Origin of the sequence: Dactylosporangium aurantiacum (genome assembly GCF_000716715.1) — a bacterium.
Classification (GTDB): domain Bacteria; phylum Actinomycetota; class Actinomycetes; order Mycobacteriales; family Micromonosporaceae; genus Dactylosporangium; species Dactylosporangium aurantiacum.
Genome location: NZ_JNYJ01000047.1, coordinates 55,294 through 82,178, shown reverse-complemented (window position 1 = coordinate 82,178; position 26,885 = coordinate 55,294). Strand labels below are relative to the sequence as shown.

The 26,885-nt window shown below is 74.4% G+C and carries 26 protein-coding genes; 18 read left to right on the top strand and 8 right to left on the bottom strand.

Features of this window, described 5'->3' with window-relative positions; translation table 11 throughout:
• Positions 1–404 precede the first annotated feature (404 nt).
• Positions 405–4,268, bottom strand: coding sequence for an nSTAND1 domain-containing NTPase (locus OP18_RS40105; protein ID WP_052388037.1), 3,864 nt, complete (start codon positions 4,266–4,268; stop codon positions 405–407).
• Positions 4,269–4,417: 149 nt separating this feature from the next.
• Between OP18_RS40105 and OP18_RS40100 the strand changes: the two genes are divergently transcribed.
• Positions 4,418–5,770, top strand: a complete 1,353-nt coding sequence (locus OP18_RS40100; RefSeq protein ID WP_052388036.1) for a neutral zinc metallopeptidase — start codon at positions 4,418–4,420, stop codon at positions 5,768–5,770.
• Between the two features lie 18 nt (positions 5,771–5,788).
• On the opposite strand, the gene OP18_RS40095 is transcribed toward OP18_RS40100, so the two are convergent.
• The 4 genes from OP18_RS40095 to OP18_RS40080 all read right to left on the bottom strand — a co-directional run bounded on the left by OP18_RS40095 (position 5,789) and on the right by OP18_RS40080 (position 7,202).
• Positions 5,789–6,274: a hypothetical protein gene (locus tag OP18_RS40095; protein ID WP_156090121.1), complete on the bottom strand. Its 486-nt coding sequence runs from the start codon at positions 6,272–6,274 to the stop codon at positions 5,789–5,791.
• An 81-nt stretch (positions 6,275–6,355) separates the two neighbouring features.
• Positions 6,356–6,742 carry an SRPBCC family protein gene (locus tag OP18_RS53725; RefSeq protein WP_052388035.1) on the bottom strand — a complete coding sequence of 129 codons (387 nt, stop codon included), beginning with the start codon at positions 6,740–6,742 and terminating at the stop codon, positions 6,356–6,358.
• Complete coding sequence (locus tag OP18_RS40085) at positions 6,739–6,939, bottom strand: hypothetical protein (RefSeq protein WP_033364405.1); 201 nt, start codon at positions 6,937–6,939, stop codon at positions 6,739–6,741. Before OP18_RS40085 ends, OP18_RS53725 begins: the two co-directional genes overlap by 4 nt.
• 77 nt (positions 6,940–7,016) lie before the next feature.
• Entirely contained in the window at positions 7,017–7,202 is a 186-nt protein-coding gene (locus OP18_RS40080) for a hypothetical protein (protein WP_033364404.1), read from the bottom strand.
• A 105-nt stretch (positions 7,203–7,307) separates the two neighbouring features.
• On the opposite strand from OP18_RS40080, the gene OP18_RS40075 reads away from it, so the two are divergent.
• The 4 genes from OP18_RS40075 to nrfD are packed head-to-tail and all read left to right on the top strand — an operon-like array spanning position 7,308 to position 12,795.
• On the top strand, positions 7,308–7,601 hold the full coding sequence (locus OP18_RS40075; RefSeq protein ID WP_052388034.1) for a hypothetical protein: 294 nt from the start codon (positions 7,308–7,310) through the stop codon (positions 7,599–7,601).
• 4 nt (positions 7,602–7,605) lie between these two features.
• Positions 7,606–10,854 (top strand): formate dehydrogenase, encoded by a 3,249-nt coding sequence (gene fdh, locus OP18_RS40070; protein ID WP_033364403.1) that lies wholly within the window; start codon positions 7,606–7,608, stop codon positions 10,852–10,854.
• A 1-nt stretch (position 10,855) separates the two neighbouring features.
• On the top strand, positions 10,856–11,761 hold the full coding sequence (locus OP18_RS40065; protein ID WP_081971517.1) for a 4Fe-4S dicluster domain-containing protein: 906 nt from the start codon (positions 10,856–10,858) through the stop codon (positions 11,759–11,761).
• A complete protein-coding gene (gene nrfD, locus OP18_RS40060; RefSeq protein ID WP_033364402.1) occupies positions 11,758–12,795 on the top strand; it encodes an NrfD/PsrC family molybdoenzyme membrane anchor subunit in 1,038 nt (345 codons plus the stop codon). The genes OP18_RS40065 and nrfD overlap by 4 nt, the downstream gene beginning before the upstream one ends.
• Positions 12,796–12,804: 9 nt before the next feature.
• On the opposite strand, the gene OP18_RS40055 is transcribed toward nrfD, so the two are convergent.
• Positions 12,805–13,026, bottom strand: a complete 222-nt coding sequence (locus tag OP18_RS40055) for a hypothetical protein (protein WP_033364401.1) — start codon at positions 13,024–13,026, stop codon at positions 12,805–12,807.
• Positions 13,027–13,281: 255 nt separating this feature from the next.
• Here OP18_RS40055 and OP18_RS40050 point away from each other — a divergent pair, with 255 nt between their 5' ends.
• Positions 13,282–13,827 carry a hypothetical protein gene (locus OP18_RS40050; RefSeq protein ID WP_033364400.1) on the top strand — a complete coding sequence of 182 codons (546 nt, stop codon included), beginning with the start codon at positions 13,282–13,284 and terminating at the stop codon, positions 13,825–13,827.
• 23 nt (positions 13,828–13,850) lie between these two features.
• On the opposite strand, the gene OP18_RS40045 is transcribed toward OP18_RS40050, so the two are convergent.
• Entirely contained in the window at positions 13,851–14,288 is a 438-nt protein-coding gene (locus tag OP18_RS40045) for a hypothetical protein (protein ID WP_033364399.1), read from the bottom strand.
• Here OP18_RS40045 and OP18_RS40040 point away from each other — a divergent pair.
• Entirely contained in the window at positions 14,257–19,974 is a 5,718-nt protein-coding gene (locus OP18_RS40040) for a S1 family peptidase (protein ID WP_156090119.1), read from the top strand. The two genes, OP18_RS40045 and OP18_RS40040, sit on opposite strands and share 32 nt — an antisense overlap.
• A 72-nt stretch (positions 19,975–20,046) precedes the next feature.
• Here the strand turns inward: OP18_RS40040 and OP18_RS40035 are convergent, their stop codons facing one another.
• Entirely contained in the window at positions 20,047–20,376 is a 330-nt protein-coding gene (locus OP18_RS40035) for a TetR/AcrR family transcriptional regulator (RefSeq protein ID WP_033364480.1), read from the bottom strand.
• 78 nt (positions 20,377–20,454) lie between these two features.
• Between OP18_RS40035 and OP18_RS40030 the strand changes: the two genes are divergently transcribed.
• The 11 genes from OP18_RS40030 (at position 20,455) to OP18_RS39980 (ending at position 26,811) form a co-directional block, all read left to right on the top strand.
• Entirely contained in the window at positions 20,455–21,354 is a 900-nt protein-coding gene (locus tag OP18_RS40030) for an SDR family oxidoreductase (RefSeq protein ID WP_033364397.1), read from the top strand.
• A gap of 165 nt (positions 21,355–21,519) precedes the next feature.
• Entirely contained in the window at positions 21,520–22,080 is a 561-nt protein-coding gene (locus tag OP18_RS40025) for a hypothetical protein (RefSeq protein ID WP_156090118.1), read from the top strand.
• Entirely contained in the window at positions 22,077–23,195 is a 1,119-nt protein-coding gene (locus OP18_RS40020; protein ID WP_052388032.1) for an SRPBCC family protein, read from the top strand. The genes OP18_RS40025 and OP18_RS40020 overlap by 4 nt, the downstream gene beginning before the upstream one ends.
• Before the next feature lie 6 nt (positions 23,196–23,201).
• Entirely contained in the window at positions 23,202–23,603 is a 402-nt protein-coding gene (gene gvpJ / locus OP18_RS62730; RefSeq protein WP_033364396.1) for a gas vesicle protein GvpJ, read from the top strand.
• A gap of 1 nt (position 23,604) precedes the next feature.
• Positions 23,605–24,381, top strand: a complete 777-nt coding sequence (locus tag OP18_RS40010) for a GvpL/GvpF family gas vesicle protein (RefSeq protein ID WP_033364395.1) — start codon at positions 23,605–23,607, stop codon at positions 24,379–24,381.
• Between the two features lie 3 nt (positions 24,382–24,384).
• The gene (locus OP18_RS40005) at positions 24,385–24,618 is read left to right on the top strand and encodes a gas vesicle protein GvpG (protein ID WP_033364394.1); all 234 of its coding nucleotides are present in this window, start codon (positions 24,385–24,387) and stop codon (positions 24,616–24,618) included.
• Positions 24,619–24,638: 20 nt separating this feature from the next.
• Entirely contained in the window at positions 24,639–24,956 is a 318-nt protein-coding gene (gene gvpO / locus OP18_RS40000) for a gas vesicle protein GvpO (RefSeq protein ID WP_033364393.1), read from the top strand.
• Between the two features lies 1 nt (position 24,957).
• On the top strand, positions 24,958–25,503 hold the full coding sequence (locus OP18_RS61290) for a gas vesicle protein (RefSeq protein WP_081971515.1): 546 nt from the start codon (positions 24,958–24,960) through the stop codon (positions 25,501–25,503).
• Positions 25,500–26,303, top strand: a complete 804-nt coding sequence (locus OP18_RS39990) for a GvpL/GvpF family gas vesicle protein (protein WP_052388031.1) — start codon at positions 25,500–25,502, stop codon at positions 26,301–26,303. Before OP18_RS61290 ends, OP18_RS39990 begins: the two co-directional genes overlap by 4 nt.
• Positions 26,300–26,524, top strand: coding sequence for a gas vesicle protein (locus OP18_RS39985; protein ID WP_033364392.1), 225 nt, complete (start codon positions 26,300–26,302; stop codon positions 26,522–26,524). The genes OP18_RS39990 and OP18_RS39985 overlap by 4 nt, the downstream gene beginning before the upstream one ends.
• Positions 26,521–26,811 carry a gas vesicle protein K gene (locus OP18_RS39980; RefSeq protein ID WP_033364391.1) on the top strand — a complete coding sequence of 97 codons (291 nt, stop codon included), beginning with the start codon at positions 26,521–26,523 and terminating at the stop codon, positions 26,809–26,811. Before OP18_RS39985 ends, OP18_RS39980 begins: the two co-directional genes overlap by 4 nt.
• The last annotated feature ends 74 nt before the right edge of the window (positions 26,812–26,885 follow it).

Sequence of the window (26,885 nt, the reverse complement as noted above, 5' to 3'; positions counted from 1 at the left end):
CCACGAAGACGGCGCCGCGGCCATGATCGGCGCGGCGCCGTCCTCCCCCTCCTACGAGCAAAGCTTTCGCGGTCACCCCCGGCGGGCCGGCCAGGAGCAGACCCGGCGCGTGGTCGCTTCGCTCACCCGGTGCAACGACGGTGAGCCGGGAGAAGTTCTGCGGGTGGCCGGAGCCGCTGCGGCCCGCCCAGCCGCTCGTGCCGCCACCGACGAGCGGCATACGCGGTGTGCCATGTGCGACCCCCTGTTCGGTGGCGGAACGGCGTGGACCGGGGCCGCGGTCGGGTCACGACGGGCGGCCGGGTGCCGTACGTCGAGCGAACCCGGTGAAGGCCGCCCGGCGGAAGAGCGCACGACCCGGTCCGGACAACTCCGGACGGCCTTCCCGGGAACGAGCCCGCGGCTCAGCAGGGCGGGCTGTACGGCGCGCCCGGGACGTACTGGTCCCACTCGGCGCGGCTGATGCCCACGCCGGCGGTGCGGCAGACCTCGGCCGCGGCGCGGGCTGGGTCGGTGCCCCAGAGGCGGGTGGTGCCGTCGTCGCTGCCGGCGGCCAGGACCGCGCCGTCGGGGCTGAAGACGGCCGTGTAGTAGGCCGGGTCGGCGCGGCCGAGGGTGGCGACGACCGTGGCGCGGGCGGGGGTGGTGACGTCCCACAGCCAGACGGTGCCGTCCGTCGACGCCGTGGCGAGGGTGCCGCCGGTGGGGTCGAACGTCACCCAGTACACGTAGCTGGTCGGGCCGAGCAGCGGGGCGGGGAACCGTACCGGATGCGCGGGATCGGCGACCGTCCACAGCTGCACGGTCTTGTCCCCGCCGCCCACGGCGAGCAGCCGCCCGTCGGGGCTGAACGCGGCGCTGTAGGCGTAGCCGGCGAACCCGCCGACGGTGCTCAGCGGCGCCGGCCGGGCCGGGTCGCGCACGTCGATCAGGCGCACCGAGCCGTCGGTGTCGGTGGCGGCGAGGACCGGCGCGTGCGGGTGGAACGTCAGCGACAGGATGATCGCGCCGGTGCCGGGCACGGTGGCCAGCAGGGCGGGTCGCCGCGGGGTGGCGACGTCCCACAGGTACAGGTTGCCGTCGTCGCCGCCGACCGCCAGCAGGGCACCGTCGGCGGCGAAGGCGACCGCCTCGACCAGGGCCTGCGCGCCGCTCAGCGCCGGGGCCAGCCGGACCGGCCGGTCGGGTTCGTGGACGTCCCAGAGGTCGACGTCACCGGCTCTGGTACCGGCGGCGAGCAACCGCCCGTCCGGGCTGAACGCGGCGGTGCCGGCGTACCCACCCTCGGGGCGGCGCAGCATCGGGCCCGGCGGCCCGTGCGGGTGCCACAGCCGGATCGTCTCGTCCCTGCTGGCCACGGCGATCGTCGCCCCGTCGGGGCTGAACGCGGTGGCGAACACCCCACCGGTCGGGCCGGTCAGCAGCGGGCCCGGCAGCGGCCAGACGCGGACATACCCGTCGGTGCTGCTGCTGACGAGGGTGTGCCCGTCGGGCGTGAGCGCGACGGCGGTGACCGGCGCGGGGTGCGGCAGGGTCTGCAGGACGCGGCCGCTGCCGACGTCGTACAGCAGCACCGTCCTGTCCGACGAGCCGGCCACGAGCACGGCCGCGTCCGGGCTGAACGTCACCGCGTTCACCCAGCTGGTGGGGCCGGTCAGCGGCACGCCGCGCGGCGTGGCCCGGCGCGGGTCGGTGACGTCCCACAGCCGGACGGTCTGGTCGCTGCTGCCGCTGGCCAGCAGCCGCCCGTCGGCGCTGAACGCCACGCCGAGCACCTTGCCGGTGTGCCCGGGCAGCGCCGCGACGTGCTCCGATCCCGGCGCGGCGGCCAGGTCCCACAGGTGCACGAGCCGGTCGGCGCCGCCGGCGGCCAGGACCCGTCCGTCCGGGCCGAAGGCGAGTGCCTGCACGCCGTCCGCCCCGGCCAGGGGTGGCAGCGGCGCGGCGGTGCCGCCGGTGACCCGCCAGCGGTGCACGACGTGTTCGGCGCTGCCGGCGACCAGGGTGTGCCCGTCGGGGCTGAACGCGAGGGCGTACACGGTGCCCGCCGGGCCCGGCACGGGCGGCAGCGGCTCCGGCCGGGCCGGGTCGTCCAGCCGCCACAGGAACACCTGGTCGTCCGCCCCGGCGGCGGCGAGGAGGCGCCCGTCGGGGCTGGCGGCGAGCGCGTACAGGGCGTCGGCCGGCCCGGTCAGGGTCGCGGTCGCGCTCGGGGTCGCCGTGGCGGTCGACCACAGGCGCACCGTGTGGTCGGTGCCGGCCGCGGCGAGCAGCTGCCGGCCGGGCAGCACCACGACCGCCTGGGCCGGCCGGCTGAACGCCGGCAGCCGGGTCGCGCTCAGCGTGGCCGCCGCGTCCAGCAGGCTGGAACGGGCCTCGACCGTGGGTGCGACCCGGTACGCGGCCAGCGCCAGCTGCCGGGACAGCGTCGTGTCCCGGCCGCGCAGCCAGTCGGCCCGGCCGGCGATCATGCGGGACAGCGCCGCGTTGCGCTGGGCGACCGCCGCCTGCCGCTGGGTGTCGGCGGCGGCGCGCTGCTGGAACGCGTAGCCGGCCAGCAGCAGCATGACCACGGTCAGGGCGCTGAGCGCGGCGAGCGTCTGCTGCAGCCGGCGGGTGCGCCGCCGCGCGTGCCGGGTGCTGACCCGCAGGAACTCCCGCAGCGGCGGTGACAGCAGCGCCGGGTGCTCCGCGGCCCAGCCCTGCGCCGCGGCGAGGCGGGTGCCGCGGTACAGCGCGTTCGGGTCGTGCCCGTCGGCCTGCCAGGCGGCGGCGGCCGTGGTCAGCTGCTGGCGGATCAGCAGCCCGGCCCGGTCGGCGCGCAGCCAGCCGCGCAGCCGGGGCCACGCCGACAGCAGCGCCTCGTGGCTGAGCTGGACGGTGTCGGCCTCGGCGGTGACCAGACGGTGCTGCACGAACCGTTCCAGGACCGCCTCGGCGGCGTCGGCGTCGGTGGCGCACTCGGCGAGCAGCGCGGCGGTCGGCACGACGCGGCGGGTGTCCACGGTGTCCTCGCCGAGGTGCACGAGCCCGGTCAGCAGCCGGCGGGCCACCTCCTGCTGGGCCGGCCCCAGCCCGTCGTAGACGGCGCTCGCGGTGGCCGCGACGGCCCCGCGCACGCCGCCGACCTGCCGGTACGCCGCGTGCGTCATGCGCCGGCCCTCGTCGTGCCGCCACATCGCGGACAGGGCGTGGGACAGCAGCGGCAGCGCGGCGGTCTCGGCCGGGTCGTCGCCGTCGCCGAGCCCGGCGACGTCGGCCAGCAGCAGCTCGACCAGGCCCGGCTCGACCTCGGTCCCGGCGCGGTCGGCGGGGCCGACGATCACGGAGCGCAGCTCGTCGCGGGTCATCGGCCCGACCGTGAACTGGCACCGCTGCGCGGCCCGCAGCAGCAGGGGGTGGCGCAGCGCCTGGGCGTAGAAGTCGGCGCGCAGCGCGACCACCACGACGGCACCGGTCGGCGCCGCGCACAGCCGCGCCAGCTCGCCGACGACGGCGGCGGCGTGGTCGGCGGCGAGGGTGAACAGCTCCTCGGCCTGGTCCACGACGAGCAGCGCGGGGCCCGGCGCCGCGGCCACGGTGGCGGCCCTCCGCGCCAGCTCCGCGAGGGGATCGGCGCCGGGCGTCATGACCTCGACGACCCAGGACGGCGCCGCGCCGGCCGCCGCATCGCCGCCGGGGGCGGGACCGCCGGTTGCGGACCCGCCGTCCGGGGCCGCGGGATCGGCGGGGTCCGGGCCGGCGGGCCGGGACCGCAGGCTCGCCACGAGGCCGGCGCGCAGCAGCGAGGACTTGCCGGAGCCGGACGCGCCGACGAGCAGCAGCAGCCCGCCGCCGCCGGCCCGCAGCGACTCGACCTCCCGGCGCAGCCGCGCGGTCAGCCGGTCCCGGCCGAAGAACCACCGCGCGTCACCCGGCTCGAAGCTGGCCAGCCCCCGGTACGGTTCCTCGCCGGGCTCCGCGGCCGCCGGCCGCCGCCGCACCCGCCGCCAGGCCGCCAGCCACGCCTCGACCGCGTCCGACGGCACGGCGCAGACCTCCAGGACGCGCACCAGCAGCGGCTGCGAGGACAGCGACGGCAGCCCCCGGCCGGAGAACCAGTCGCCGACGGTGCTCACCGAGTGCCGCGCCCCGGCCTGCGCCGCGACCTGGCGCACGGTCAGCCCGGCCCGCTCGCGCTGCGCGGTGAGCGCGCCGGCGAACTGGGCACGGTCGACGATGCGCGCCGGGTCCGGCACGCCGGCGCCGTCACGGTGGCCGTCGGTCACCCCAACCTCCCATGCCCACGTCTGGTGACCGGCAGGTTACCGAAAGCCATGTCGATGTGGGAGGATGCGTACGGACCCGAAAGGTTTTGCCGGTGGGCGCCCGGGATATCGAACCCTGTGAAGGCACACTGCTGAGGGGTTGTGGACGGATGCACGCCAACGCACGGCTCGGCTGGATCGTGACCGCCGCCCTGGCCCTCGTCGTGGGCGCCGGCTGCGCGGTCGGCGCCGGCCCCAAGGTGAACGGGCGTGGCGCCGCCATCGGCGGGGGTGAGGCGCTCTCGGCAGACGAGGCGAACAGGGTCGTCCGCGACGCCATCACCGACGTCGAGCGCTACTGGAGCGGCGCCTACCCCGCACTGTCCGGCGGCAAGCCGTTCGAGCCGGTGTCCGGCGGCTACCACCCGTACACCGAGCAGGACCCGCCACCGCGGTGCGGGCCGGAGCGGTGGCAGTACCAGCCCAATGCCTTCTACTGTTCGGCGGGCGACTTCATCGCCTGGGACGCGCAGACGCTGATCCCGCAGCTCGGCGCCGACTACGGGCCGCTGCTGGTCGCGGTGGTGGTCGCGCACGAGTACGGCCACGCGATCCAGCTGCGCCTCGGCCAGGCCGAGCAGCCGACGATCGTGCTGGAGCAGCAGGCCGACTGCTTCGCCGGCAGCTGGATCGCCGACGTCACCGCCGGGCATTCCAAGGCCTTCGCCGGGGTCCGCGCCGAGCAGCTGGACAGCACCGTCGCCGGCCTGCTGTCGCTGCGTGACCAGCCCGGCGTGTCGGCGCAGGCCCCGCAGGCGCACGGCAACGCCTTCGACCGGGTCCGCGCGCTGCAGGAGGGCGTCGAGCAGGAGCCGGCCCGGTGCGCGTCGTACCGCGCCGACAACCTGCCCGTCACCGAGATCCCGTTCAGCTCCGCCGACGAGGCGGCCAGCGGCGGTGACCTGCCGTACGGGCAGGCCGTGACCGAGCTCGCCGGCGACGCGCAGGAGTACTGGCAGCGCGCGTACCCGCGGCTGGCCGGCGGCGCGGCGTGGAAACCGTTGAAGGTCGTGCCCTACGACCCGGCCGACGCGCCGGACTGCGCGGACCGGCAGCCGCCGGGCACCGAGGCCACCGGCGCCGCCTTCTACTGCCCCAGCGGCGACTTCGTCGCCTTCGACAACCGGCAGCTCGGTCCGCAGCTGTACCAGCACATCGGCGACAACGCCGTCGGCATGCTGCTGGGCGACCTGTTCGCCAGGGCCGCCCAGGCGCGCCGCGGCCAGTCCGCCGACGGCCGCGCGGGTCAGCTGACCGTCGACTGCCTCGCCGGTTCGTGGGGCAACGACCTGCTGCACCGCGGCGCCGGGGACGGGCTGCGGCTGTCGCCGGGCGACCTGGACGAGGCCGTCGCCGCGCTGCTGGTCTTCGGCCGTGCCGGCGGCAGCGGCGAGGCCAGCGCCTTCGACCGCATCGGCGCCTTCCGCAACGGCGTGCTCGGCGGCCTCAGCGGATGCGCCTGACCCGCCGGGCGGTGCGGCTCACGGGCTGACGGTGGGGCGCTGCCGGTGCTCGGCCGGGTACTGCACCTTCCAGGTGTCGTCGCACCAGCAGAAGACGGTCACGTTCCAGTCCCGCCCGGGCAGCAGCACGAACGGCCCCTTGCCGGTCCGCACGTCGCTGTACCAGAACTGGGCCGCGTCGTCGGAGTCGAAGTCCACCTTCGCCCGGTCGATCTCCGCCGTGGCGAGCGCCTTGCGCTGGTCGGCGGTGAGCTGCCCGTGCAGCGCCGTGACGGCCTCAGGGCAGGAGGCGGCGCCCAGCAGGGCGGTGAAGTCGCGGGCGGCGGTGTCGATCATCATCGCGCAGGCGCGCCCGCCCTTGCCGCCGGCCAGTGCCCTGGTCCACGCCTGGAAGGCCTTCATGACCCCCTCGACGCCGGTGGTGGGGTGCGGGGCCGTGCTCAGCGTGCACCCGGCCGACGTCAGCGTCGTCGCCGCCACCACGGCCGCCGCCACTCGACGCATGTACGTTCCTCCCGTGTCCCGGCCGCGGGGGCGGCCACTGCCACGGGAGGTTAGCGACGCCGGTCAAGCGGCCGGGGTGGTTCAGCCGGCGTTGAAGTTGTCGTCGACGTCGAGCTGCAGGCGCCGCATCGCGTCGCCGACGAGGGCCCGCACCCGGTCCGGCCCGGCGTCCGGCGTGTCGACCGTGACGTGCACCTGGGCGCCGCCGGACGGGCCGTCCTCGGCGCGGACGGTGCCGTGCACGCCGGGCCGGTCGGCGAGCCGCCACTCCAGCCGCAGGTCGTCCGGCACCGTCGCGACCTCGCAGACCACGACGGTGCCGCCGGCGCGGACGCGGTACCGGTCGGGCCCGGCGCGGTCGGCGGTCACCCCGGACGGCAGCCAGCGGGCCACCCGGTCCGGGTCGGTGAGGGAGCCGAAGACGACCTCGGGCGGCGCCGTGAACCCGTAGCTGCCGGTGACGGTCACCGGCGCGGCGAGTTGTCGACGGCGCCGCGCTCGAGGCCGGTGTCGGGGTTGACGTCGGTGCCGCTGACGGCCTCGGGGCCGAAGTCGTCCGGGTTGCGGTCGGCGCCGGCGTCGCCGTCGTAGCCGCCGGTGGCGGTGCCCTCGCGGTCCTGGTCGGCGCCGTACGCGGTCTGCTGGTCCTCGTCCTGCTCGGGCATGGGGTGCCTCCTGCTGTCGTCGATGTGCACCGGCTACCCGGGCGGTACCCCGGCAAACAGCACCGCCGGCCGGGGGGTCAGTCCATGCCGGCCCGGCCGTCGGGGCTCTCCGGTTCCTCGGCGCCCTCCTGGCCGCCGGGCACCTGGTCGGCGAAGGTCGTGTCGCTGTGCTCGTCGGCGAAGTCGGCGTCGGGTGACGCGTCCTCGGAGAACGCCTCGAGCCGGTCGTCGCCGGCGTCCGTGCCGGTGGTGTCGTCGGTCATGCACCGGGACTACCCACCGCGGGTGAGGCCATGCACCGCCGGGGAATTGGTTGAACCCCTGGCGGCTGGGTAGCGATGGCGTTTGCATCGAGGGACAGGAGTGCGATGGCGACCCGGCAGCAGGTGCTCGCGTTGCTCGCGCGCGGCTACGACTACCCGCGGGCCGGCGCCGAGCTGGGCGTCCCGGCCGGGCAGGCGTACCTGACGGCCACCGGCCGGCCCGCCGACGGCAGCGGCACCGCCGCCGACGTCGACGCCGACCGCCCCGGCATCCTGCTCACCAGCTCCCAGCAGCTGACCAACCCGCCGGCGGCGAACCCCACCGCGGACCCGACGGTCCACGCGTGGATCCGCCGGCGGGCCGGCGAGCTGCGCCAGCCACCCGCCGACGGGAGATAGCCACATGGGTGTTCGCCGCTGGATCGGGTCCTGGCCCGTGTACCGGCAGCTGACCGGCCCCGACCGGCTGGGCCGCGGCGCCGCGGTGCGGTCCCGGCACACCGACGGGCTGCGGCCGCGGACCGGCACCGCCGACGCGGTGGTCAAGTCCGTCTGCCCGTTCTGCGCCGTCGGCTGCGGCCAGAACGTCTACGTGCGGGACCGGCAGGTCGTCCAGATCGAGGGTGACCCCGACTCGCCGGTCAGCCGGGGGCGGCTGTGCCCGAAAGGCTCCGCCAGCCTGCAGCTGACCACCGGCGACGGGCGGCTGCACCAGGTGCTGTACCGCCGCCCGCACGGCACCGACTGGGAGCGCCTCGACCTCGACACGGCCCTGGAGATGGTGGCCGACCGCGTGCTGCGGACCCGGGCCGAGACGTGGCAGTGGGAGTCGGACGGCAAGCGCACCCGGCGCACCCTCGGCATCGCCAGCCTCGGCGGGGCGACGCTGGACAACGAGGAGAACTACCTCATCAAGAAGCTGTTCACGGCCCTGGGCGTGGTGCAGATCGAGAACCAGGCCCGGGTCTGCCACAGCTCCACCGTCGCCGGGCTCGGCACGTCGTTCGGCCGCGGCGGCGGCACCACGTACCTGCAGGACCTGCAGCACGCCGACTGCATCGTCATCGAGGGCTCCAACTTCGCCGAGGCGCACCCGGTCGGGTTCCAGTGGGTGATGGAGGCGAAGGCGCGCGGCGCGAAGGTCGTGCACGTCGACCCGCGCTTCAGCCGCACCAGCGCGCTCGCCGACGTCTACCTGCCGATCCGGGCCGGCAGCGACATCGCGTTCCTCGGCGGCATCATCCGGTACGTCATCGAGCACGAGCGCTACTTCCGCGAGTACGTCGTCAACTACACCAACGCCGCCACCCTGGTCAGCGAGGAGTTCGCGGACACCGAGGACCTCGACGGGGTCTTCTCCGGCCTGAACCCGCAGACCCGGCACTACGACCCGAGCAGCTGGACGTACGAGGGCGTGCGGGTCGGCGCCGCCGCCGGCGAGCGCGGCACCCCGTCCGGCGACGTGGCCAAGGACAACCCGGACGTGGCCCGCTCCGCGCATCCGGAGAGCCACGGCTTCGGCGGCCCGGCGCTGCACGGGCAGCCACCCACCGACGAGACGCTGCGGCACCCGCGCTCGGTGTTCCAGATCCTCAAGCGCCACTTCAGCCGGTACACCCCGGAGATGGTCGAGCAGGTCTGCGGCGTGCCGCAGGACGCGTTCCTCGAGGTCTGCGAGCTGATCGCGGCGAACTCGGGCCGGGAGCGCACCACCGCGTTCTGCTACGCGGTCGGCTGGACCCAGCACACCGTCGGCACCCAGTACATCCGCACCGCCGCCATCCTGCAGCTGCTGCTGGGCAACATCGGCCGGCCCGGCGGCGGCATCCTCGCCCTGCGCGGGCACGCCAGCATCCAGGGCTCCAGCGACATCCCGACCCTGTTCGACCTGCTGCCCGGGTACATCCCGATGCCGCACACCGACGTGCACAGCGACCTGGACTCGTTCATCGCCGCCGACGCCGCGTCCAAGGGCTACTGGTCGAACATGCGCGCGTACACGGTGAGCCTGCTCAAGGCGTGGTGGGGCGCGAACGCCACCGCCGGCAACGACTACGCCTTCGACTACCTGCCACGCATCAGCGGCAGCCACAGCACCTACGACACCGTGCTCGCCCAGCGCGCCGGGGACTGCAAGGGCTACTTCCTCGTCGGGGAGAACCCGGCCGTCGGCTCCGCCAACGCCAAGCTGCAGCGGCTCGGCATGGCGAGCCTGGAGTGGCTGGTGGTGCGCGACTTCAACCTCATCGAGAGCGCCACCTGGTGGAAGGACGGCCCGGAGATCGAGACCGGCGAGCTGCGCACCGAGGACATCGCCACCGAGGTCTTCTTCTTCCCCGCGGCCGCGCACACCGAGAAGTCCGGCAGTTTCACCAACACCAACCGGATGCTGCAGTGGCACCACGCCGCCGTCGAACCGTCCGGTGAGGCCCGCAGCGACCTGTGGTTCTACTACCACCTCGGCCGGCTGCTGCGGGAGAAGCTGGCCGGCTCCACCGACGAGCGTGACCGACCATTGCTCGAGCTCACCTGGGACTACCCGACGCAGGGCGCCCAGGCGGAGCCGTCCGCGGAGGCGGTCCTCGCCGAGATCAACGGCTGGGATGCCGGCGGCACGCCACTGTCGTCGTACGAGGACCTGCGCGAGGACGGCTCGACCGCCTGCGGTTGCTGGATCTACTGCGGCGTGTACCGGGACGGGGTCAACCAGGCGGCGCGGCGCAGGCCGTGGCGGGAGCAGAACTGGACCGGCGCCGAGTGGGGCTGGGCGTGGCCGGCGAACCGGCGCACCATCTACAGCCGGGCGTCCGCGGACCCGGACGGCCGGCCGTGGAGCGAACGCAAGGCGCTCGTCTGGTGGGACGAGGAGGCCGGGCGGTGGGACGGCCACGACGTCGTGGACTTCCCGGCGACCCGCTCCCCGCACTACCGCCCGCCCGAGGGCGCGACCGGCGTCGCGGCGATCTCCGGCATCGACCCGTTCATCATGCAGTCCGACGGCAAGGGCTGGCTGTACGCCCCGGCCGGGCTCGTCGACGGGCCGCTGCCGGCGCACTACGAGCCGCAGGAGTCGCCGCTGCCGAACCTGCTGTACCCGAAGCGCCGGGCGAACCCGGTCCGTGAGCTGCACACCACCCACCCGGACAACCTGTACGCGCCGCCGGGCGGGGGCGGGTACCCGTACGTCATCACCACGTACCGGCTGACCGAGCACTTCACGGCGGGCGGGATGAGCCGCTGGGTGCCGTACCTGGCGGAGCTGCAGCCGGAGTTCTTCTGCGAGGTGTCGCCGGAGCTGGCCGCCGAGCGGGGCCTGACGCACCTGGGCTGGGCCACGATCGTCACCGCCCGCAACGCCATCGAGGCCAGGGTCCTGGTGACCGAGCGGATGACCCCGCTGACCATGCAGGGCCGCACCGTGCACCAGATCGGGATGCCGTACCACTGGGGCCGCAACGGCTACAGCACCGGCGACTCCGCGAACGAGCTGTCGGCGTTCGCGCTGGACGCCAACACCCACATCCAGGAGGTCAAGGCGTGGACCGCGGACATCCTGCCCGGCCGGCGGCCCCGGGGGCCGGCGCTGCCGGAGTTCGTGCGCAGGCACCGGCGGCGGGCCGGCGTGCAGGAGCACCCCGGACAGGAGCGCTGACATGGCACCACAGCTGATCGCCGGGGCACGGCTGCCGGTCGGCGCGCCGTTCATCGGCTCGCAGGACGCGGCCGGCGACACCGGCTACACCGACCATCCACCGCGGATGGGGTTCTTCACCGACACGTCGATCTGTATCGGCTGCAAGGCGTGCGAGGTGGCGTGCAAGGAGTGGAACGCGGTGCCGGAGGACGGGCAGCGGCTCACCGGCATGTCGTTCGACAACAGCGTCGGGCTCAGCGCCGACACGTGGCGGCACGTCGCGTTCATCGAGCAGTCCGTCAGCACCGGCTCCGGCACCGGCATCGGCACGGACGCCGGGGTGCGCTGGCTGATGGCCTCCGACGTGTGCAAGCACTGCACGAACGCGGCCTGCCTGGACGTGTGCCCGACCGGCGCGCTGTTGCGCACCGAGTTCGGCACCGTCGTGGTGCAGCCCGACGTGTGCAACGGCTGCGGCTACTGCGTGCCGGCCTGCCCGTACGGCGTCATCGACCAGCGTGAGGGCGACGGCCGGGCGTGGAAGTGCACCATGTGCTACGACCGGCTCGGCAACGGCCAGGAGCCCGCCTGCGCGAAGGCCTGCCCGACCGAGTCCATCCAGTTCGGCCCGCTCGACGAGCTGCGGGAGCGGGCCGCCCGGCGGGTCACCCAGCTGCACGGTGCCGGCGTCGGCGAGGCCCGCCTGTACGGCGCCGACCCGGATGACGGCGTCGGCGGCGACGGCGCGTTCTTCCTGCTGCTCGACGAGCCGGAGACCTACGGCCTGCCACCGGACCCGGTGGTCACCACCCGGGACCTGCCGGCCATGTGGCGCACCGCCGGCCTGGCCGCCCTCACGCTGCTCGCCGGGGTCGCGGCCGGCTTCCTGGGCCGCCGGCCCTTCCAGCCGGGGAGATCGCGGTGAGCGGTGAGGAGATGACCCGGGACGGGCTCGTGGGGGAGCGGTCCGCCCGGGAGGCGGTGTCGGACCTGAGCCCGTCCGGCCCGCCGCGCCGCGGTGGCGGTCGTGGCCGCCGCTCAGGGGAGCGCTCGATGGTGCCCCGGCCGACGTTCCGCTCGTACTACGGCGAACCGGTCATCAACCCGCCCCGCTGGGAGCCGCTGAACATCGCCGGGTACCTCTTCCTCGGCGGCCTCGCCGGCGCGTCCTCGGTCATCGCCGGCGGCGCCGAGCTCACCGGCCGGCCCGTCCTGGCCAAGGTGGGCAAGGTCGCGGCCCTGGCGGCGATCGGCGGGTCCGCCGCCGCGCTCGTCAAGGACCTCGGCCGGCCGGCCCGGTTCGCGAACATGCTGCGCACCGTGAAGCCGACCTCGCCGATGAGCGTCGGCTCGTGGATCCTCGCCACGTACGGCCCGCTCGCCGGCGCCGCCGCGGCGTCCGCGGTCACCGGCTGGTTCCCGCGGCTCGGCCGGGCCGCCACCGCCGGCGCCGCGCTCACCGGCCCCGCCGTCGCCGCGTACACGGGCGTGCTGCTGGCCGACACGGCGGTGCCGGCGTGGCACGAGGCGCACCGGCAGCTGCCGTTCACGTTCATCGGCTCGGCCGCGGCCGCCGCCGGCGGGCTCGGCATGCTGCTCGCCCCGGTCGCGGAGGCCGGCCCGGCCCGGCGCGCCGCGCTGTTCGGCGCCGTCGTGGAGACCGTGTCGTCCGGCGCCGCCGAGCGCGGCATGGGCATCGTGGCCGAGACGTACCGGCAGGGCCGCGCCGGCACCCTGCTGCGCGCGGCGAAGGCGCTCACCGTCGCCGGCGCGCTCGGCGGCGCCCTGTTCGGCGGCCGCAGCCGCACCGCCGCCGCCCTGTCCGGCGCGGCACTGGTCGCGGGCTCGGTCTGCACCCGCTTCGGCATCTTCGAGGCGGGCCTCGCCTCGGCCCGCGACCCGAAGTACACGGTCGTGCCGCAGCGCGAACGCCTGGCCCGGCGGTCGGGCGGCGGGTGAGTCAGGACCTCAGTGGTCGAAGCCCTCCGGGTGCTGCTCGACCTGGGCGCGGAGCTTCTCCAGCTCGGCGATGTAATGGGTGATCCGGCCGCACTCGAGGCAGATCAGCGCGGTCACGCCCGTCCGCAGGCTGTACGTCCCGAGCCTTACCCGCCGGCCGGGCGTCACCTCGGCGAACGTCGGTGCGCCGACCCGCCGGCCGCCGCAGTCCGGGCACGGGCTGATCGCCATCAGGCCTCCTCCGTCATCGGTAGAGCGATTTTGCCAGTTGCAGGTTGCCAGGTGCGTCGCCGGTGGTGCCGCGCGGCGGTGCACGCGGGTGGATGCGTCGATGGGCTGCGACCTGCGGCGAGTACAGGACTCGGAGTACTGCGCGCGCGGTCCGGGCCTCCCTTATGGCGGTGATTTTGCCGATTGTCGGCTTCTCGATCGCTGCGTACGGTCTGTGTAACAGTCCTTACCGAAAGTGACCCGGGGAGGCGTCAGATGAAGATCGACGTGCTTTCGGATCTCGTCGACGAACAGCTCGAGCAGGCCTGGCAGCTGTACGACACCGCATTCCGCCACCTCAACGCGCTGACCGTGCAGCGCCACCTCATGTACCGCAGCGAGTTCGACGACGTGATGGGCGACCGCCGCATCGAGAAGTGGCTCGCCTACTCCGACGACGGCGTGCTGCTGGGGCTGGCCACCTACACCAACCAGCTCAACGCGTGGCCGCTCATCTCGCCGGAGTACTTCGCCCGCCGCTGGCCGGTGCACTACGCCGACCGCCGGATCTGGTACTGCGGCTTCGTCGCCGTCCCCGGCCACGAGCACGGCGTGTTCATCAAGCTGATCGAGGCGATGTACCGGCACGCCGAGGAGCAGGAGGGTGTCATCTCGCTGGACATCTGCCGGCACAACATCGAGGCGTACCGGCTCGACCGGGCCATCTCGACCTGGCTGCGCCGCGTCTCCGGCGGCCGGGTCCGCAGCGAGGCCGCCGACACGCAGACGTTCATGACGTACGAGACGGCCCCCGCCGCCTGACCGTTCCCGATCGGCCGGCCCGCTCAGCCGGGCCAGCCGGGCAGCGCGGACAGCTGCCGCTCGGCGATGCGGGTCAGCGTGGCCTCGTCGCCGGCGACGGCGCTCGCGCGCAGGACGGTGACCTCGACCGTCCCGCCGGAGTCGGCGCGGTCCCATGCGACCAGCAGCGTCGACGCCTTCCACGGCGAGTTCGTCAGCAGCGACGGGCCGGCGGTCCAGTCGGCCGGCCGGCCGAGCACCGTGCGCGGCCGCGCGTCCGGCAGCAGCTTCAGGTAGTCCGCGACGCTGAGCCGGTCGCGCGCCCAGGCGTCGGTGCTGGCCCGCCGCAGCCGCCGCACGGGTGTGGGCGGCAGGGTCACCACGACGCCGTCGAGGATCGAGGCGCGGGTGAAGTACGGCCAGAACTCGTGCCACTCGTACCGGCTGTCGGTGAAGACGCCCGACCCGGACTGGGCCAGCACGACCAGCGATCAGGATGCCGGCGGTCGCTCCGCGCGCGAACAGCCTCTCTACGATGGTGTTGGATGCCCCGGTGCGCGCTGTGGCGTGCGCAGGTCGACGTGGGAGGGAATCGGCCGTGGACGATGGCGAGGTCGGTGGGCTGGACGGCCACGGTCTGAGCGGATGATTGCGCCGGACACTGCGGCTGGTGCACCGGGGTGGCGTGACCTGAGCGGGCACCGGGTGGCCGAGGTCCTCGTCGCCGGCTCGGACGGTCCGTCGAAGCGCGGGTCCGGGTATCGGGTCCGGGACCGGCTGGTGCTGACGGCGGCACACGTGGTGGCCGAACAGGCAGCCGTGACGGTGCGGTTCGACGCCGGTCAGAAGACGGAGTGGTCGACGCCGGCAACGGTGGCCTGGCTCGACCCGTCGGCGGACCTGGCGTTGCTGCACCTGGCGGACGTGGACGGGACGGCCGTGTCGGCGGTGCGGTTCGGGCGGCTGTCGCCGCAGGCGCCGCGGACGCAGGCGCACACGGTCGGCTTTCCACGGTGGAAGCTGCGCCCGGTCGCGGGCGGTGGCTGGCTGAGGGAGGCGAGCCACGCATCGGGGCACATCGCCGGCTTGTCGAACCTCAAGACGCGCACACTTGAGCTGACCGTCGACCCGCCGGGCGAAGACCCGGATCCGAGCGTGTCGCCATGGGAGGCGATGTCGGGTGCGGCCGTCTGGGTCGACGGCTGCATCGTCGGGGTGGTGTCCGAGCATCACCGGCGGGAAGGCCTCAACCGTCTGACCGCGGTCCGGGTCGAAGCGCTCACCGGCGCCGAGCCGGCGTCGCTGCTGAGCCCGCCGGACGGCGGTCTTGTACTGCTGGAGGGCCCGCTCGGCGCGCCGGTCGCCGTACCTGCGCACCGGCCGGCGTGGTGGACCCGGTCGGGCTACATCGAGCAGGTCCGTGACATCGCCCCCGCCGGCGGTGAGCCCGGCGGCCTGCGGGACCGCGACGTCGAGCTCGCCGAGCTCAGCGCCTTCAGCGCCGGGGAGGAGTCGTTCCTGTGGTGGCGGGCCGGGCCGTGGGCCGGAAAGTCGGCGTTGATGTCGACCTTTGTGCTCAACCCGCCGCCCGACGTCGATGTCATCGCGTTCTTCATCACCGCGCGCCTCGCCGCGCAGGCCGACAGCACCGCCTTCACCGACGCCGTCCTCGACCAGCTCGCCGCCATCGTCGGTGAAAGCCTCCCGGCGTCGCTGACGCCGGCCGCGCGCGACGCGCACCGCCGTGCCCTGCTCCGGGAGGCGACCGGCAGGGCGAAGGCCGCCGGACGCCGGCTGATGCTGGTCGTCGACGGGCTCGACGAGGACCGCGGCAGCCGGGTCGGTTCAGGACTGCCCAGCATCGCCTCGCTGCTGCCGAAGGTCCCCGGCGACGGCCTGAAGATCCTTGTCGCCAGCCGGCCGGCTCCAGGGCTGCCCGACGATGTGCCGCACGACCATCCGCTGCGCCACTGCCGCGTCCGCGAGCTGGAGGTGTCCGCGCATGCGGCGAAGATCGAGGCCAGAGCCACCCGTGAGCTGAACGAGCTGCTGCGAGCCGACCAGGCGCACCGTGAGGTGCTCGGGGTCATCACCGCGTGCGGCGGCGGCCTCACCCTGGACGAGCTCGAAGAACTTACCGGACTGGCCCCTTACCAGCTCGACGACATGCTCGGCGGCGTGTTCGGCCGGACCGTCAGCGACCGGATCGACCCCAGCAGCGTGGACCCTCAGCGCCTGTATCTGTTCACCCACGAAACCCTGCGGGAGACGGCGATCCGGCAGCTCGGCGCCCAGCTGAGCCGCTACGAAGACAAGATCCATACCTGGGCCGCGGGATACCAGCAGCTGGGCTGGCCCGCGAACACCCCGCAGTACCTGCTGCGCGGGTATGTACGGCTGATCGCCGCCGCCACCGACACCGAACGTCTGGTCGCCCTCGCCACGGACCGGGCCCGCCACAGCCGGCTCCTGGAGTACACCGGCGGTGATGCGGCGGCCCTCGCCGAGATCACGGCGGCCCAGGACCTCGTGATGACCGACGCCGATCCGAGGCTGCGCACCCTGGCCCGGCTGTCGATCCATCGCAATGATCTTGCCGACCGCAACGCCGGCCTCCCTGCTGGCCTGCCCGCCGTCTGGGCCGTCCTCGGGCAGACAGCCCGAGCCGAGTCACTGGCCCGGAGCGCCACCAGCCCTTACGTCCGGGCGGAGGCGTTGACGGCCGTGGCGGCGGCACTGGCCACGGCCGGGCAGGGCAAGCGGGCGGAGAGCATTGCCCGCGCCTTCACCGACCCGAAGGAACGGACAACAGCGCTGAAGGCCGTGGCGTCGGCATTGGCGACGGCCGGGCAGGGCCTGCACGCCGAGACGATCGTCCGCAGTCTGCCTGACCCCGGCCAGCGGGCGGAGGCGCTGACCGAGATGTCGACCGCGCTGGCCGCCGCGGGCGACCAGCAGCGCGCCGCACAGACGGCCGCCGACGCGGAGGCCACCGCCCGCAGCATCGTCCAGGACTCGTACGGGCAGCATCGGGCGCTGGCCGCCGTGGTGACGGCGCTGGTGGCGGCCGGGCGGTTGCCGCGGGCCGAGGCCGTCGCCCGGGGTATCACTGATCCCTACCAGCAAGCTGAGGCGTTGGCTGCGGTGGTGACGGCCCTGGCCGCTGCCGGCGAGCAGCGGCGCGCCCTGCGGGTTGCCGCCGCCGCGGAGGCTGCCGCCCGCTGTGTCACCGAATCCAGCCAGCTGCGAGCGCTGACCGCCGCGGTCAGGGCGCTGGTCGTTGTCGGCGAGCAGCAGCGGGCCATGCGGATAGCCACCGACATCGAGGCCACCGCCCAGATCGTCGCGGCACCGCGCAGGCGGGAGGAGGCGTTGTCCATGGCGGTGGAGGCGCTGGCCGCGGCCGGTGAGCACGAGCGTGCCGAAGCCGTCGCCGGCATCATCGCCGATGTTCATCGGCGGGCCGCGGCCACGACCGCGCTGGCGACGGCACTGGCCAGGGCCGGTCAGCATGAGCGGGCCGAAGCCGTCGCACGCGGTATCGGCAGCACGTACGAGCGGCGGAAGGCGTTGACCGCCGTGGCGACCATTGTGGCTGCCAACGGCGACACGCACCGTGCCGAGGCGATTGTCCGCAGTGTCATCGCCACGTTCCAGCCGGTGGATGCGGTGACCGACGTGGTGACCGTGTTGATCACGTCGGGTCGGCACGAGCGGGCGGAGGCCATCGCCCGTGGCGTCGCCGATCCGTACCGGCGGGCACGGGTGCTGGCTGCCTTGGTGCCCACCTTGGTTGCCGTCGGCGAGCGGGAGCGCGCCGCGCGGGTCGCCGACGACGCCGAGATGGTCGCCCGGAGTCTCGCTGCTCCGTATGAGCGAGTGCGGGCGCTGGCCGCCGCGGTGGCCGCGTTGGATGCTGCCGGCAGGCAGCAGCGTGCCGCGCGGGCCGTTGCCGACGCCGACGCGGTCGCGCGGACCATCACCGCCGAGTACCAGCGGGAGTCGGCGGTGGCCGCCGTGGCGGCTGCGCTGGCCACGGTCGGTCAGCACCAACAGGCCGAGACCCTTGCCCACAGTGTCACGAACGAGCACCGGCAGATGGAGGCGTTGACCGCCGTGGTGACCGCGCTGGCCGAGGCCGGGCAACTGCGACGGGCCGAGGTTGTCGCCCGGAGTATCAGTGATCCCTACCAGCGGGCTGAGGCTTTGACCGTCGTGGCCACGGCGTTGGCCGCTGCCGGCGAGCGGCGGCGCGCCGAACAGGCTGCCTTCTCGGCGGAGGACGCCGCCCGCTGCATCACCGATACCAACCAGCTGCGGGCGCTGGCCGCGGCAGCGACGGCATTCGTCGCGGTCGGTGAACCCCAGCGGGCGGCCCGGATCGCCACCGACGCCGAGACCTCCGCGCAGGTCACCGCCGAGTCATACCAGCGTGCGGCGGCGCTGAGCGCCGCGGTCACCGCGCGGACCGCGGCGGGCCAGTATGAGCGGGCCGAGGCCGTCGCCCGTGGCATGTCGAACGACTACCGGCGGGCGGCGGTCATGAGCGCGGTGGTGTCCTCGCTGACCGCGGCGGGTCAGTATGAGCGGGCCGAGGCCATCGCCCGCGACATCACGGACATCTCCGCGCGGTCGGAGGCGTTGACCGGGATGGTAGCCGCGCTGGCGGCGGCCGGCCAGTACGAACGGGCCGAGGTCGTCGCCCGCAGGGGCACCAGCGTCTGGCGGCAGTCGGAAGCGCTGACCGTCGTGGTGTCCGCGCTGTCGGCGGCGGGTCAGTATGAGCGGGCCGAGGCCATCGCGCGGAGCATCACCGATCCGTACCCGCAGGCACAGGCATTGACCGTCGTGGCGGCCGGGCTGGCCGCGGCCGGCGAACGGGAGTCGGCCGCGCTCGCCGCCGCCGACGCCGAGACCTTCGCCCGGAGCATCACCGGCTCGGGCCGCCAGGTGCAGGCACTGGTATCCGCGGTGGAGGCGCTGGACCTCGCCGGCGAGCGGCAACTGGCTGCGCTGGCCGCCGCCGACGCCGAGGCCGTCGCCCGGAGCATCACCGCCGCTTCGTCGCAGACGCAGGCGTTGTCCGCCGTGGTGACGGCGCTCGCAACGGTGGGTCAGCTGCACCGTGCCGAGACCATCGCCCTCGGTCTTGCCGACCCGTACCTGCGGGTGCGGGCGTTGAGCACCGTGGCGACCGCCTTGGTCGGCGCGGGCGAACAGCGGCGTGCCGCGCAGGTGGCTTCCGTCGCCGAGGCGTCCGCCCGGAGCATCCCCGACCTGGACGAGCGGGCGCGGACATTGAGCTCGATCGTGGCCGTGCTGGTAGCCGTGGGCGAGCAGCGGCGTGCCGCGCAGGCCGCCGCGGACGCCGAAGCCGCGGCGGATGGCATCACCGACCCGGACGTGCAGGCGAGAACCTTGACCGCCGTGGCGAAGACGCTGGCCGCCAGCGGTCAGTATCAGCAGGCCGAGGCCATCGCGCAGCGCATCACTGATCGTTTCCAGCGGTCGGACATCCTGGCGGCCGTGGTGGGAGCGCTGGCCGCATCCGGTCACCACGAGCGGGCCGAGGCGGCCCTGACCCGCGGCATCAGCGAGACCCCGTTCGGGTTCTCGGAGGCGTCGACCGCTGTGGCAAAGGCGTTGGCCGCCGCCGGGCATCTGCGGCGGGCGGAGGCTGTCGCCCGGCGTATCACCGACGCCTACCGGCAGGCCGAGGCGTTGGCCGCCGTGGTGACGGCGCTGGCCGTCGCCGGCGAACATCAGCGGGCGGTCCAGGTAGCCACCGATGTCGAAACGAGCGTTCGGAGCACGACCAACCGCTACATGCTGCCGGAGGCGTTGGCCGCCGCGGCGACGGCGCTGGCTGCCGCCGGGGAGCACCAGCGGGCGGTCCAGGCCGCCGCTGACATCGAAACAGTCTGGCGTGACATGACCGACCAGTACCACCTGACGAACCTGCTGACCGACGTGGCGGCGACGCTGGCGGACATCGTCGACGTCGTGGGCGAGCCGCAGGTGTTGCGTCTCCTCGGCGCCGCCTTCACCAGCGGTGGGTGGTGGGCACCGCTGAAGGTGCTCGCTCGCCTCCGACCTGACCTGGTCGTCGAGATCACGAACGAACGTCGGACGCTCGCGCCCCCGATGGGACTGGCTCCGGGCAACTGAGGCCCGGGCTCGGCCTGCCGTCGCGATGACCGGCCGCCAGCGGGTGCGGGACCGGGCACGGACCGGGCGCCGTCACGAGCGGAACCGGCCGGAGAAGCCCCGGTCGACCGCGTGCACCTGCATGAGCTGCTCGATCACCAGGCTGAGCCCCTGCCACGGGTCGGCGGTCGCGAGGCCCTCCTCGACCACGGCGGAGCACAGCGCCAGCGGCTCGGCGAACGCCTCGGCGAGCAGCGCCTCCTTCGTCGGGAAGCGGCGGTACACGGTGGAGACGCCGACCTCGGCGCGCCGGGCGATCTCGCGCATCGACACGTCGGGTCCGTCGGCGGCGAACGCGGCCCGGGCGACCGCGAGGATGCGGGCCCGGTCGTCGCTGGCGTCGGCGCGCAGCGGCCGCTCCACGCGCCGGACCCCGCTGGTTAGCGCCGGCGGATCCGGGAAGGCGGTGCGTGCAGGGACCACGCATCGAGAGGCGGCGTCATGGCGCAGGACCAGTACGGCAGGCAGCACCCGCAGCAGCAGTTCGAGCAGGCCGACGAGCTGCACAGCGACCGGATCCCGCACCCCGGGCGGACCGGGGAGATGCGCGACGAGCCGGACCACGGCGAGGACAGCTACCGGGGCACCGGCCGGCTGACCGGCAAGCGGGCGGTCATCACCGGCGGCGACTCCGGCATCGGCCGGGCGGTGGCGATCGCGTTCGCCCGGGAGGGCGCCGACGTGCTGATCGCCTACCTGCCCGACGAGGAGCAGGACGCGCGCGACACCGCCCAGCTGATCGAGAAGGCCGGCCGCAAGGCGGTCACCGTGCCCGGCGACATCCGTGACGAGGGCCACTGCGAGGCCGTCGTCCAGCGGGCGGTGCGCGAGCTCGGCGGGCTGGACATCCTGGTGAACAACGCCGCGTACCAGATGGCGCAGCCCGGCGGCATCACCGACATCACGACCGAGCAGTTCGACCGGGTGATGAGGACCAACCTGTACGCGATGTTCTGGCTGACCAAGGCGGCCGTGCCGCACCTGGCGCCCGGTTCGACGATCATCAACACGGCATCCATCCAGGCGTATCAGTCCTCGCCGGAGCTGCTGGACTACGCCACGACGAAGGCCGGGATCGTCGCGTTCACCAAGGCGCTCGGGGCCGGTCTCGCGTCGAAGGGCATCCGGGTCAACGCCGTCGCGCCGGGGCCGATCTGGACGCCGCTCATCCCGGCGACCATGCCGGAGGAGAAGGTGGAGTCCTTCGGCGAGCAGACCCCGATGGCGCGACCGGGGCAGCCGGCCGAGCTGGCGCCCGCCTACGTGTTCTTCGCCTCGCAGGAGTCCAGCTACGTCACCGGCGAGGTCCTCGGCGTCACCGGCGGGCAGCCGCTGTCCTGAACCGCCGCCCGCCGCCCGCCGCCCGCCGCCCGCCGCCCGCCGCCTTTGGCGGCCGGGCGGCGGGCGATTCCGGGCGAGTCGGTGCGGGGCAGGTTTTACGCCCCACACCCGGGTAGGCCACCCGCAGGGCGCCCATACCCGCGACAGCGCCCGGAGGGTTGCATCATGAAACGAGGACTGCAGATCACACTGGCCGTGATGGCCGGATACCTGCTCGGCCGGCAGCGCCGGCTGCGCGCGGCCATGCTGCTCGGCGCCGCCGCGGCGGCCGGGCGCTTCAGCGGCAACCCGACCGAGCTCCTGGCCAGCGGCCGGAAGCTCGTCGGTGGCTCGGGGGCACTCGGCGAGCTGTCAGGGCTCGCCCGCCCGCTCGTCGACGCCGGCCGCGCCGCCGCCCGCACCGCCGTGACGCAGCGCATCGACGCCGTCAGCGACCGGCTCCGCGACCGCAGCGACGCGCTGCGTTCGGCGGCCAAGCGTGGCCGTCACGCCGACGAGGACGAGGGGCGCGACGAGGACTACGACGCCGACTACGAGGACGAAGAGCTCGAGGAGCCGGAGGAGCCCGAAGAGGAAGAGGCGCCACCGCCGCGGCCCGCGGCCCGCCGCCGCTCCCGCGCCCGGCAGGCCCGCCAGGAGGACACCGAGGAGGAGGACACCGAGGAGGAGCCCGAACCCGAGCCCGAGCCGCCGGTCCGCCGCCGGCGCACCGCGGGGCGACGATGACCCGCGACGCGCACGACGGCGGGATCGGCGCCAAGCTGTCCCGGCTGCTGGTCGACGAGACGCAGAACCTCGCCGGCGCGGTCGGCCGGCGGGCACTGTCAAAGGTGCAGGACCGGGTCGGTGACGTGACCGGACGACTCAACTCGTACGCCGAGCAGAGCGGCAACCCGGCGCTCGTGGCCGCGGCCAAGGGCGCCGAGCAGCTCTCCGAGGGAGGTTCGCCGATGAAGGCGATGGCCAAAGGCGGCCTGGCCGGTGGCCTGGCGAAGCTCAAAAAGGCGTTCGGCGGCGGGCGCAGTGCCACCCGCAAGCTGAAGGTCACCAACATCGTCGAGTGGGCCGACGTCGGCGTACCGATCAAGATCGCCTACAACCAGTGGACGTCGTTCGAGGAGATCCCGAAGTTCACCAAGAAGGTCGAGAAGGTCGAACGCGGCGACGAGGACCAGAAGCTGCAGTGGCGGGCGCAGATCTTCCTGTCGCACCGCGACTGGGAGTCCAACATCGTGCTGCAGGTGCCCGACGAGCGCATCGTCTGGCGCTCCAAGGGCGCCAAGGGCTACGTCAACGGCGCCGTGTCGTTCCACGCGCTGACACCGACGCTCACCAGGATCGTGCTCATCCTCGAGTACTACCCGAAGGGGCTGTTCGAGCGCACCGGCAACCTGTGGCGAGCGCAGGGGCGGCGGGCCCGGCTGGAGTTCAAGCACTACGTGCGGCACACGATGACGCAGACGATCCTGAACCCCGACGAGGTCGAGGGCTGGCGCGGCGAGATCCGCGACGGCGAGGTGGTCGTGGACCACGACACCGCCATGGAGCAGGAGCGCGAACGCGAGCAGCAGCGGGACGAGTCCGGCGAGTCCGCCGAGTCCGCCGAGGAGGAGCCTTCCGCGGAAGAGGAGGAGCCTTCTTCGGAGGAGGAAGAGGAGGCCGAGGAGCCGGATGCGAGCGCGGAGGAGGGCGAAGAGGACGAGGAGGAGCCCCCGCCGGCGCGCCGCCGGCCCCGTGCCACGCCCCGGCGGGCCCGGCCCGACACCGAGTCTCGCGACCGCGACCGCCGTGCTCCGGAACGGGGCGGTGACCGCCGCAAGCGCAGCACCGCGAGGGGGTGAGCCAGCATGTCGGTCGTGCAGTCGAGCGCCAGCGGCGGTCAGTCGTCGTCGCTCGCCGATGTCATCGACACCATTCTCGACAAGGGTCTCGTCATCGACGCCCACGTCAGCGTCGGGGTGGTCGGCATCGAGATCCTGACCATCGACGCGCGTGTCGTCGTGGCCAGCGTCGACACCTACCTGCGGTTCGCTGAGGCGGCCAACCGCCTGGACATGCGCCAGCAGGAAGGCAAGGGCCTGCCCGACGTGGTGGGCGGAGCCAAGGGCGCGGTGGCCGGGCACGCCGGGCGGCGCGCCGTCGAAGGCGCCGGCGAGCAGATCCTGTCCAAGGCCGGCGACGTGCTGGCCCAGATCGCCGGCCCGTCCGACGAGGACCGCGACCGGCCGCGGCGACGCAGAGGAGACTGACGTGGCCACCGACACCAGCGCACCGCAGGTCGGCATGATGCTCTACGGCGTGGTGCCGTCGGACGTCGAGCCGACCGGCAGCGCCCGCGGCGTGGGCGACCCGCCCGGCGACGTCACCACGGTCACGGAGAAGGACCTGACCGCGCTGGTGAGCGAGGTCCCGCTCGACCGCCCGCTCGGCCGGCCCAACGACCTGACCGCCTACCAGCGGCTGCTGGACGGCACCGCGGCCGTGGCGCCGGTGCTGCCGGTCCGCTTCGGCACGGTGCTGCGTGATCCGGACGCGGTCCGGCAGCTGCTGGCCGATCAGCACGACACGATCGCCCCGCTGCTCAAGCGCCTGGAAGGCCGCGTCGAGTACGTGGTGCGCGGCCGGTACGCCGAGGACGCCGTGCTCGGCGAGATCCTCGACGCGGACCCGTACGCGCGCCGCCTCCGCGAGGACATCCACGAGCGTGCCGAAGAGGAGACCACGCAGCAGCGCATGGCCCTCGGCGAGCGCATCAACGGCGCGATCGAGGCGATGCGGCAGGCCGACACCCAGACCACCGTGAACCGTCTCGGCCGCGTCGTGGAGGACCTCGTCGTCGCCGAGCCGACCCACGAGCTGGACGCCGTGCACGTGCCGGTGCTCGTCGAGCAGGACCGGCGCTCGGAGTTCGACGCGGTGCTCGCCGAGCTGGCCGACGAGTGGGACGGCCGGGTCGAGCTGCGCCGGCTGGGACCGGCCGCACCCTACGACTTCGTCACCCGGCTCGCGGCGGACCGGGACACGTGAACCATGGGCCTGCTCCTCAACATCCTCACGCTGCCGTACGCGCCGGTACGCGCGGTCACGGCGATCGCCGAGGTGCTGCTGGAGCAGGCCGAGCAGGAGCTGTACAGCCCGCAGGGCGTGCGCCGGCAGCTGGAGGCGCTGGACGAGGCGGTGGCCCGCGGTGAGCTGAGCGAAGACGATCGACACACCGCCGAGCAGGAGATCCTCGACCGGGTCGCCACCCGGTCGACCGGCTGAACAACCGGAAGGCAGGACGCATGGCTCCCTCCAGTACCGAACCGCGACAACGGCGGGAGAAGGCTCCTCCCGAGCCGCTCCCGGCCGCCTCGATCGCCCGCCTCGCGATCGACGAGGTCGGCGAGCTGACCGGCAAGGAGGCGATGGGCGTGGTGTCCGTCGAACCCGCCGAGGACGGCTGGCTCGTCGGCGTCGAGGTCGTCGAGGAGCGGCGCATCCCGTCGTCGGCCGACATGCTCGGGCTGTACCTCGCCGAGCTGGGCGACGACGGCGAGCTGCTGGCGTGTCACCGGGACCGCCGGTACCTGCGCGGCAGCACCGACCCGAAGGTGAACTGACGTGGTGGCCGCATCCCCGGGGCTCGGCCCCGCGCCGTCGCTCGGCACCGGGCACCAGCCGACGAACCTCGCCGACATCCTCGAGCGGGTCCTGGACCGTGGCCTGGTGATCGCCGGCGACATCCAGGTGAACCTGCTCGACATCGAGCTGCTCACCCTGAAGCTGCGGCTGGTCATCGCGTCCGTCGACACGGCGCGGCAGCTCGGCATCGACTGGTGGGAGACGGACCCGTGGCTGTCCTCGCCCGGCCGCCGGGCGGTCGGGCGCGGCGACGACGTGCGCGCCGAGATCGGCCGCGGTGACGTGCCGCGCGGCGAGCTGCCGCGCGGTGACGGCGGCCGCGGCGAGGCCGGGCGCGGCGAACATGCGCGCGGTGACGTATCGCGCGGTGACCGTTCGCGTGGTGACGATTCGCACGGTGATCTCGGGCGCGGCGACGCCGCCCGGGCGGGGCAGCCCGCGGCCGAGCACGGCCGGCACCCGGCGGACGCCGAACCCGCGGCGCGTCCCCGCATCCGGCGGCGCGACCCCTGGGACGAGCGGTGAGCGACACCTGGCGGCTGTGGCTGCACGGCGTGACGCGGGACCGGATGCCCGTCACGGTCGCCGGGGTCGGTGACGCACCGGTCCGTGTGGTGCCGGCGGCCGGCCTGTGCGCGTACGTCAGCCCCGCACCCGACGACGTGTCCGGCGCCGACGCGCTGCAGGCGCGCCTGGAGGACCCGGCGTGGCTGGCGCAGACCGCGTTCGAGCACCACCGGGTCGTGGCGGAGCTCGCCGCCGCCGGCCCGGTCGTGCCCGCTGGGCTGGCCACCGTGTACCGTGACGACACCGGCCTCGCCGTAGCCCTCGACCGGTACGCGGCCGAGCTGGTGGGCACGCTGGACCGGGTGAACGGGCGGACCGAGTGGGGCGTCAAGGGGTACGTCAGCGACGCCCCGGTGACCGAGCCGGCCGCACCGGAACCCGCCGCGGGCGGCCCGGGCGCCGCGTACCTGCAGCGCCGCCGCGCCGAGCTGTCCGCCCGGGAACGCAGCCACGACGACGCGGTGCGCGACGCGGACGCGGTGCACGACGCGCTGGCCCGCCTGGCCGACGCCGCGCACCTGCACGCACCGCAGGACCGGCGGCTGACCGGCGAGCCGGAGGTCATGGTGCTCAACGGCGCGTACCTGGTGCCCGACCCGGCCGCCGAGGCGTTCGCGGCCGCCGTCGAGGCCCTCGACGCCCGGTACCCGGGAATCACGCTGCGGCTGACGGGGCCGTGGCCGCCGTACTCGTTCGTCCCGTCGATCGGCGCCCGCCGGCCGGACCACGATCCCGTGCCCGCCGGGGGACCGGCGTGACCTCGCGCGAGGTCGCCCTCGTCGACCTGCTCGACCGGGTGCTGTCCACCGGCGTGGTCATCGCCGGTGACGTCACGATCGCCATCGCCGACGTGGACCTCGTCCGGGTGTCGCTGCGCGCCCTGGTCTCCTCCGTGTCCTCGGTCATGCCGGACCCGGGCGGCATGCTGCCGGTCGCGCCGGACGCGGCGCTGCCCGCCGGCCCGGGCGGCGCGCGGTGAGCGAACCGGCCCGCGACAACCGGCTCGACCTGGACCGGGACTCGGTCGAACGAGGCTTCGCCTCGCTCGTGCTCACCGTCGTGGAGCTGCTGCGCCAGCTCGTCGAGCGGCAGGCGCTGCGCCGGGTCGACGTGGGTGACCTCGCCCCGGAGCAGATCGAGCGGATCGGGCTCACGCTCATGGCGCTCGAGGACCGCATGGCCGAGCTGCGCGAGCACTTCGGCCTGCGCCCGGAGGACCTCAACATCGACCTCGGCCCGCTCGGCCCGCTGCTGCCCCGCGACTGACCGCGCTCCGCCGCCGCGACCCGGGCCGCCAAGCTTCATCGGCGAGGCGTTGGGTACCGGGACCGTTGAGGAGG

What these genes read in the sequence shown, in the direction of transcription:
- OP18_RS40100 (WP_052388036.1), top strand. Translation starts at nt 4,418, where the DNA reads ATGCACGCCAACGCACGGCTCGGCTGGATCGTGACCGCCGCCCTGGCC.
- OP18_RS40095 (WP_156090121.1), bottom strand. Translation starts at nt 6,274, where the DNA reads ATGCGTCGAGTGGCGGCGGCCGTGGTGGCGGCGACGACGCTGACGTCG.
- OP18_RS40085 (WP_033364405.1), bottom strand. Translation starts at nt 6,939, where the DNA reads ATGCCCGAGCAGGACGAGGACCAGCAGACCGCGTACGGCGCCGACCAG.
- OP18_RS40080 (WP_033364404.1), bottom strand. Translation starts at nt 7,202, where the DNA reads ATGACCGACGACACCACCGGCACGGACGCCGGCGACGACCGGCTCGAG.
- OP18_RS40075 (WP_052388034.1), top strand. Translation starts at nt 7,308, where the DNA reads ATGGCGACCCGGCAGCAGGTGCTCGCGTTGCTCGCGCGCGGCTACGAC.
- fdh (WP_033364403.1), top strand. Translation starts at nt 7,606, where the DNA reads ATGGGTGTTCGCCGCTGGATCGGGTCCTGGCCCGTGTACCGGCAGCTG.
- OP18_RS40065 (WP_081971517.1), top strand. Translation starts at nt 10,856, where the DNA reads ATGGCACCACAGCTGATCGCCGGGGCACGGCTGCCGGTCGGCGCGCCG.
- OP18_RS40055 (WP_033364401.1), bottom strand. Translation starts at nt 13,026, where the DNA reads ATGGCGATCAGCCCGTGCCCGGACTGCGGCGGCCGGCGGGTCGGCGCA.
- OP18_RS40050 (WP_033364400.1), top strand. Translation starts at nt 13,282, where the DNA reads ATGAAGATCGACGTGCTTTCGGATCTCGTCGACGAACAGCTCGAGCAG.
- OP18_RS40030 (WP_033364397.1), top strand. Translation starts at nt 20,455, where the DNA reads ATGGCGCAGGACCAGTACGGCAGGCAGCACCCGCAGCAGCAGTTCGAG.
- OP18_RS40025 (WP_156090118.1), top strand. Translation starts at nt 21,520, where the DNA reads ATGAAACGAGGACTGCAGATCACACTGGCCGTGATGGCCGGATACCTG.
- OP18_RS40020 (WP_052388032.1), top strand. Translation starts at nt 22,077, where the DNA reads ATGACCCGCGACGCGCACGACGGCGGGATCGGCGCCAAGCTGTCCCGG.
- gvpJ (WP_033364396.1), top strand. Translation starts at nt 23,202, where the DNA reads ATGTCGGTCGTGCAGTCGAGCGCCAGCGGCGGTCAGTCGTCGTCGCTC.
- OP18_RS40005 (WP_033364394.1), top strand. Translation starts at nt 24,385, where the DNA reads ATGGGCCTGCTCCTCAACATCCTCACGCTGCCGTACGCGCCGGTACGC.
- gvpO (WP_033364393.1), top strand. Translation starts at nt 24,639, where the DNA reads ATGGCTCCCTCCAGTACCGAACCGCGACAACGGCGGGAGAAGGCTCCT.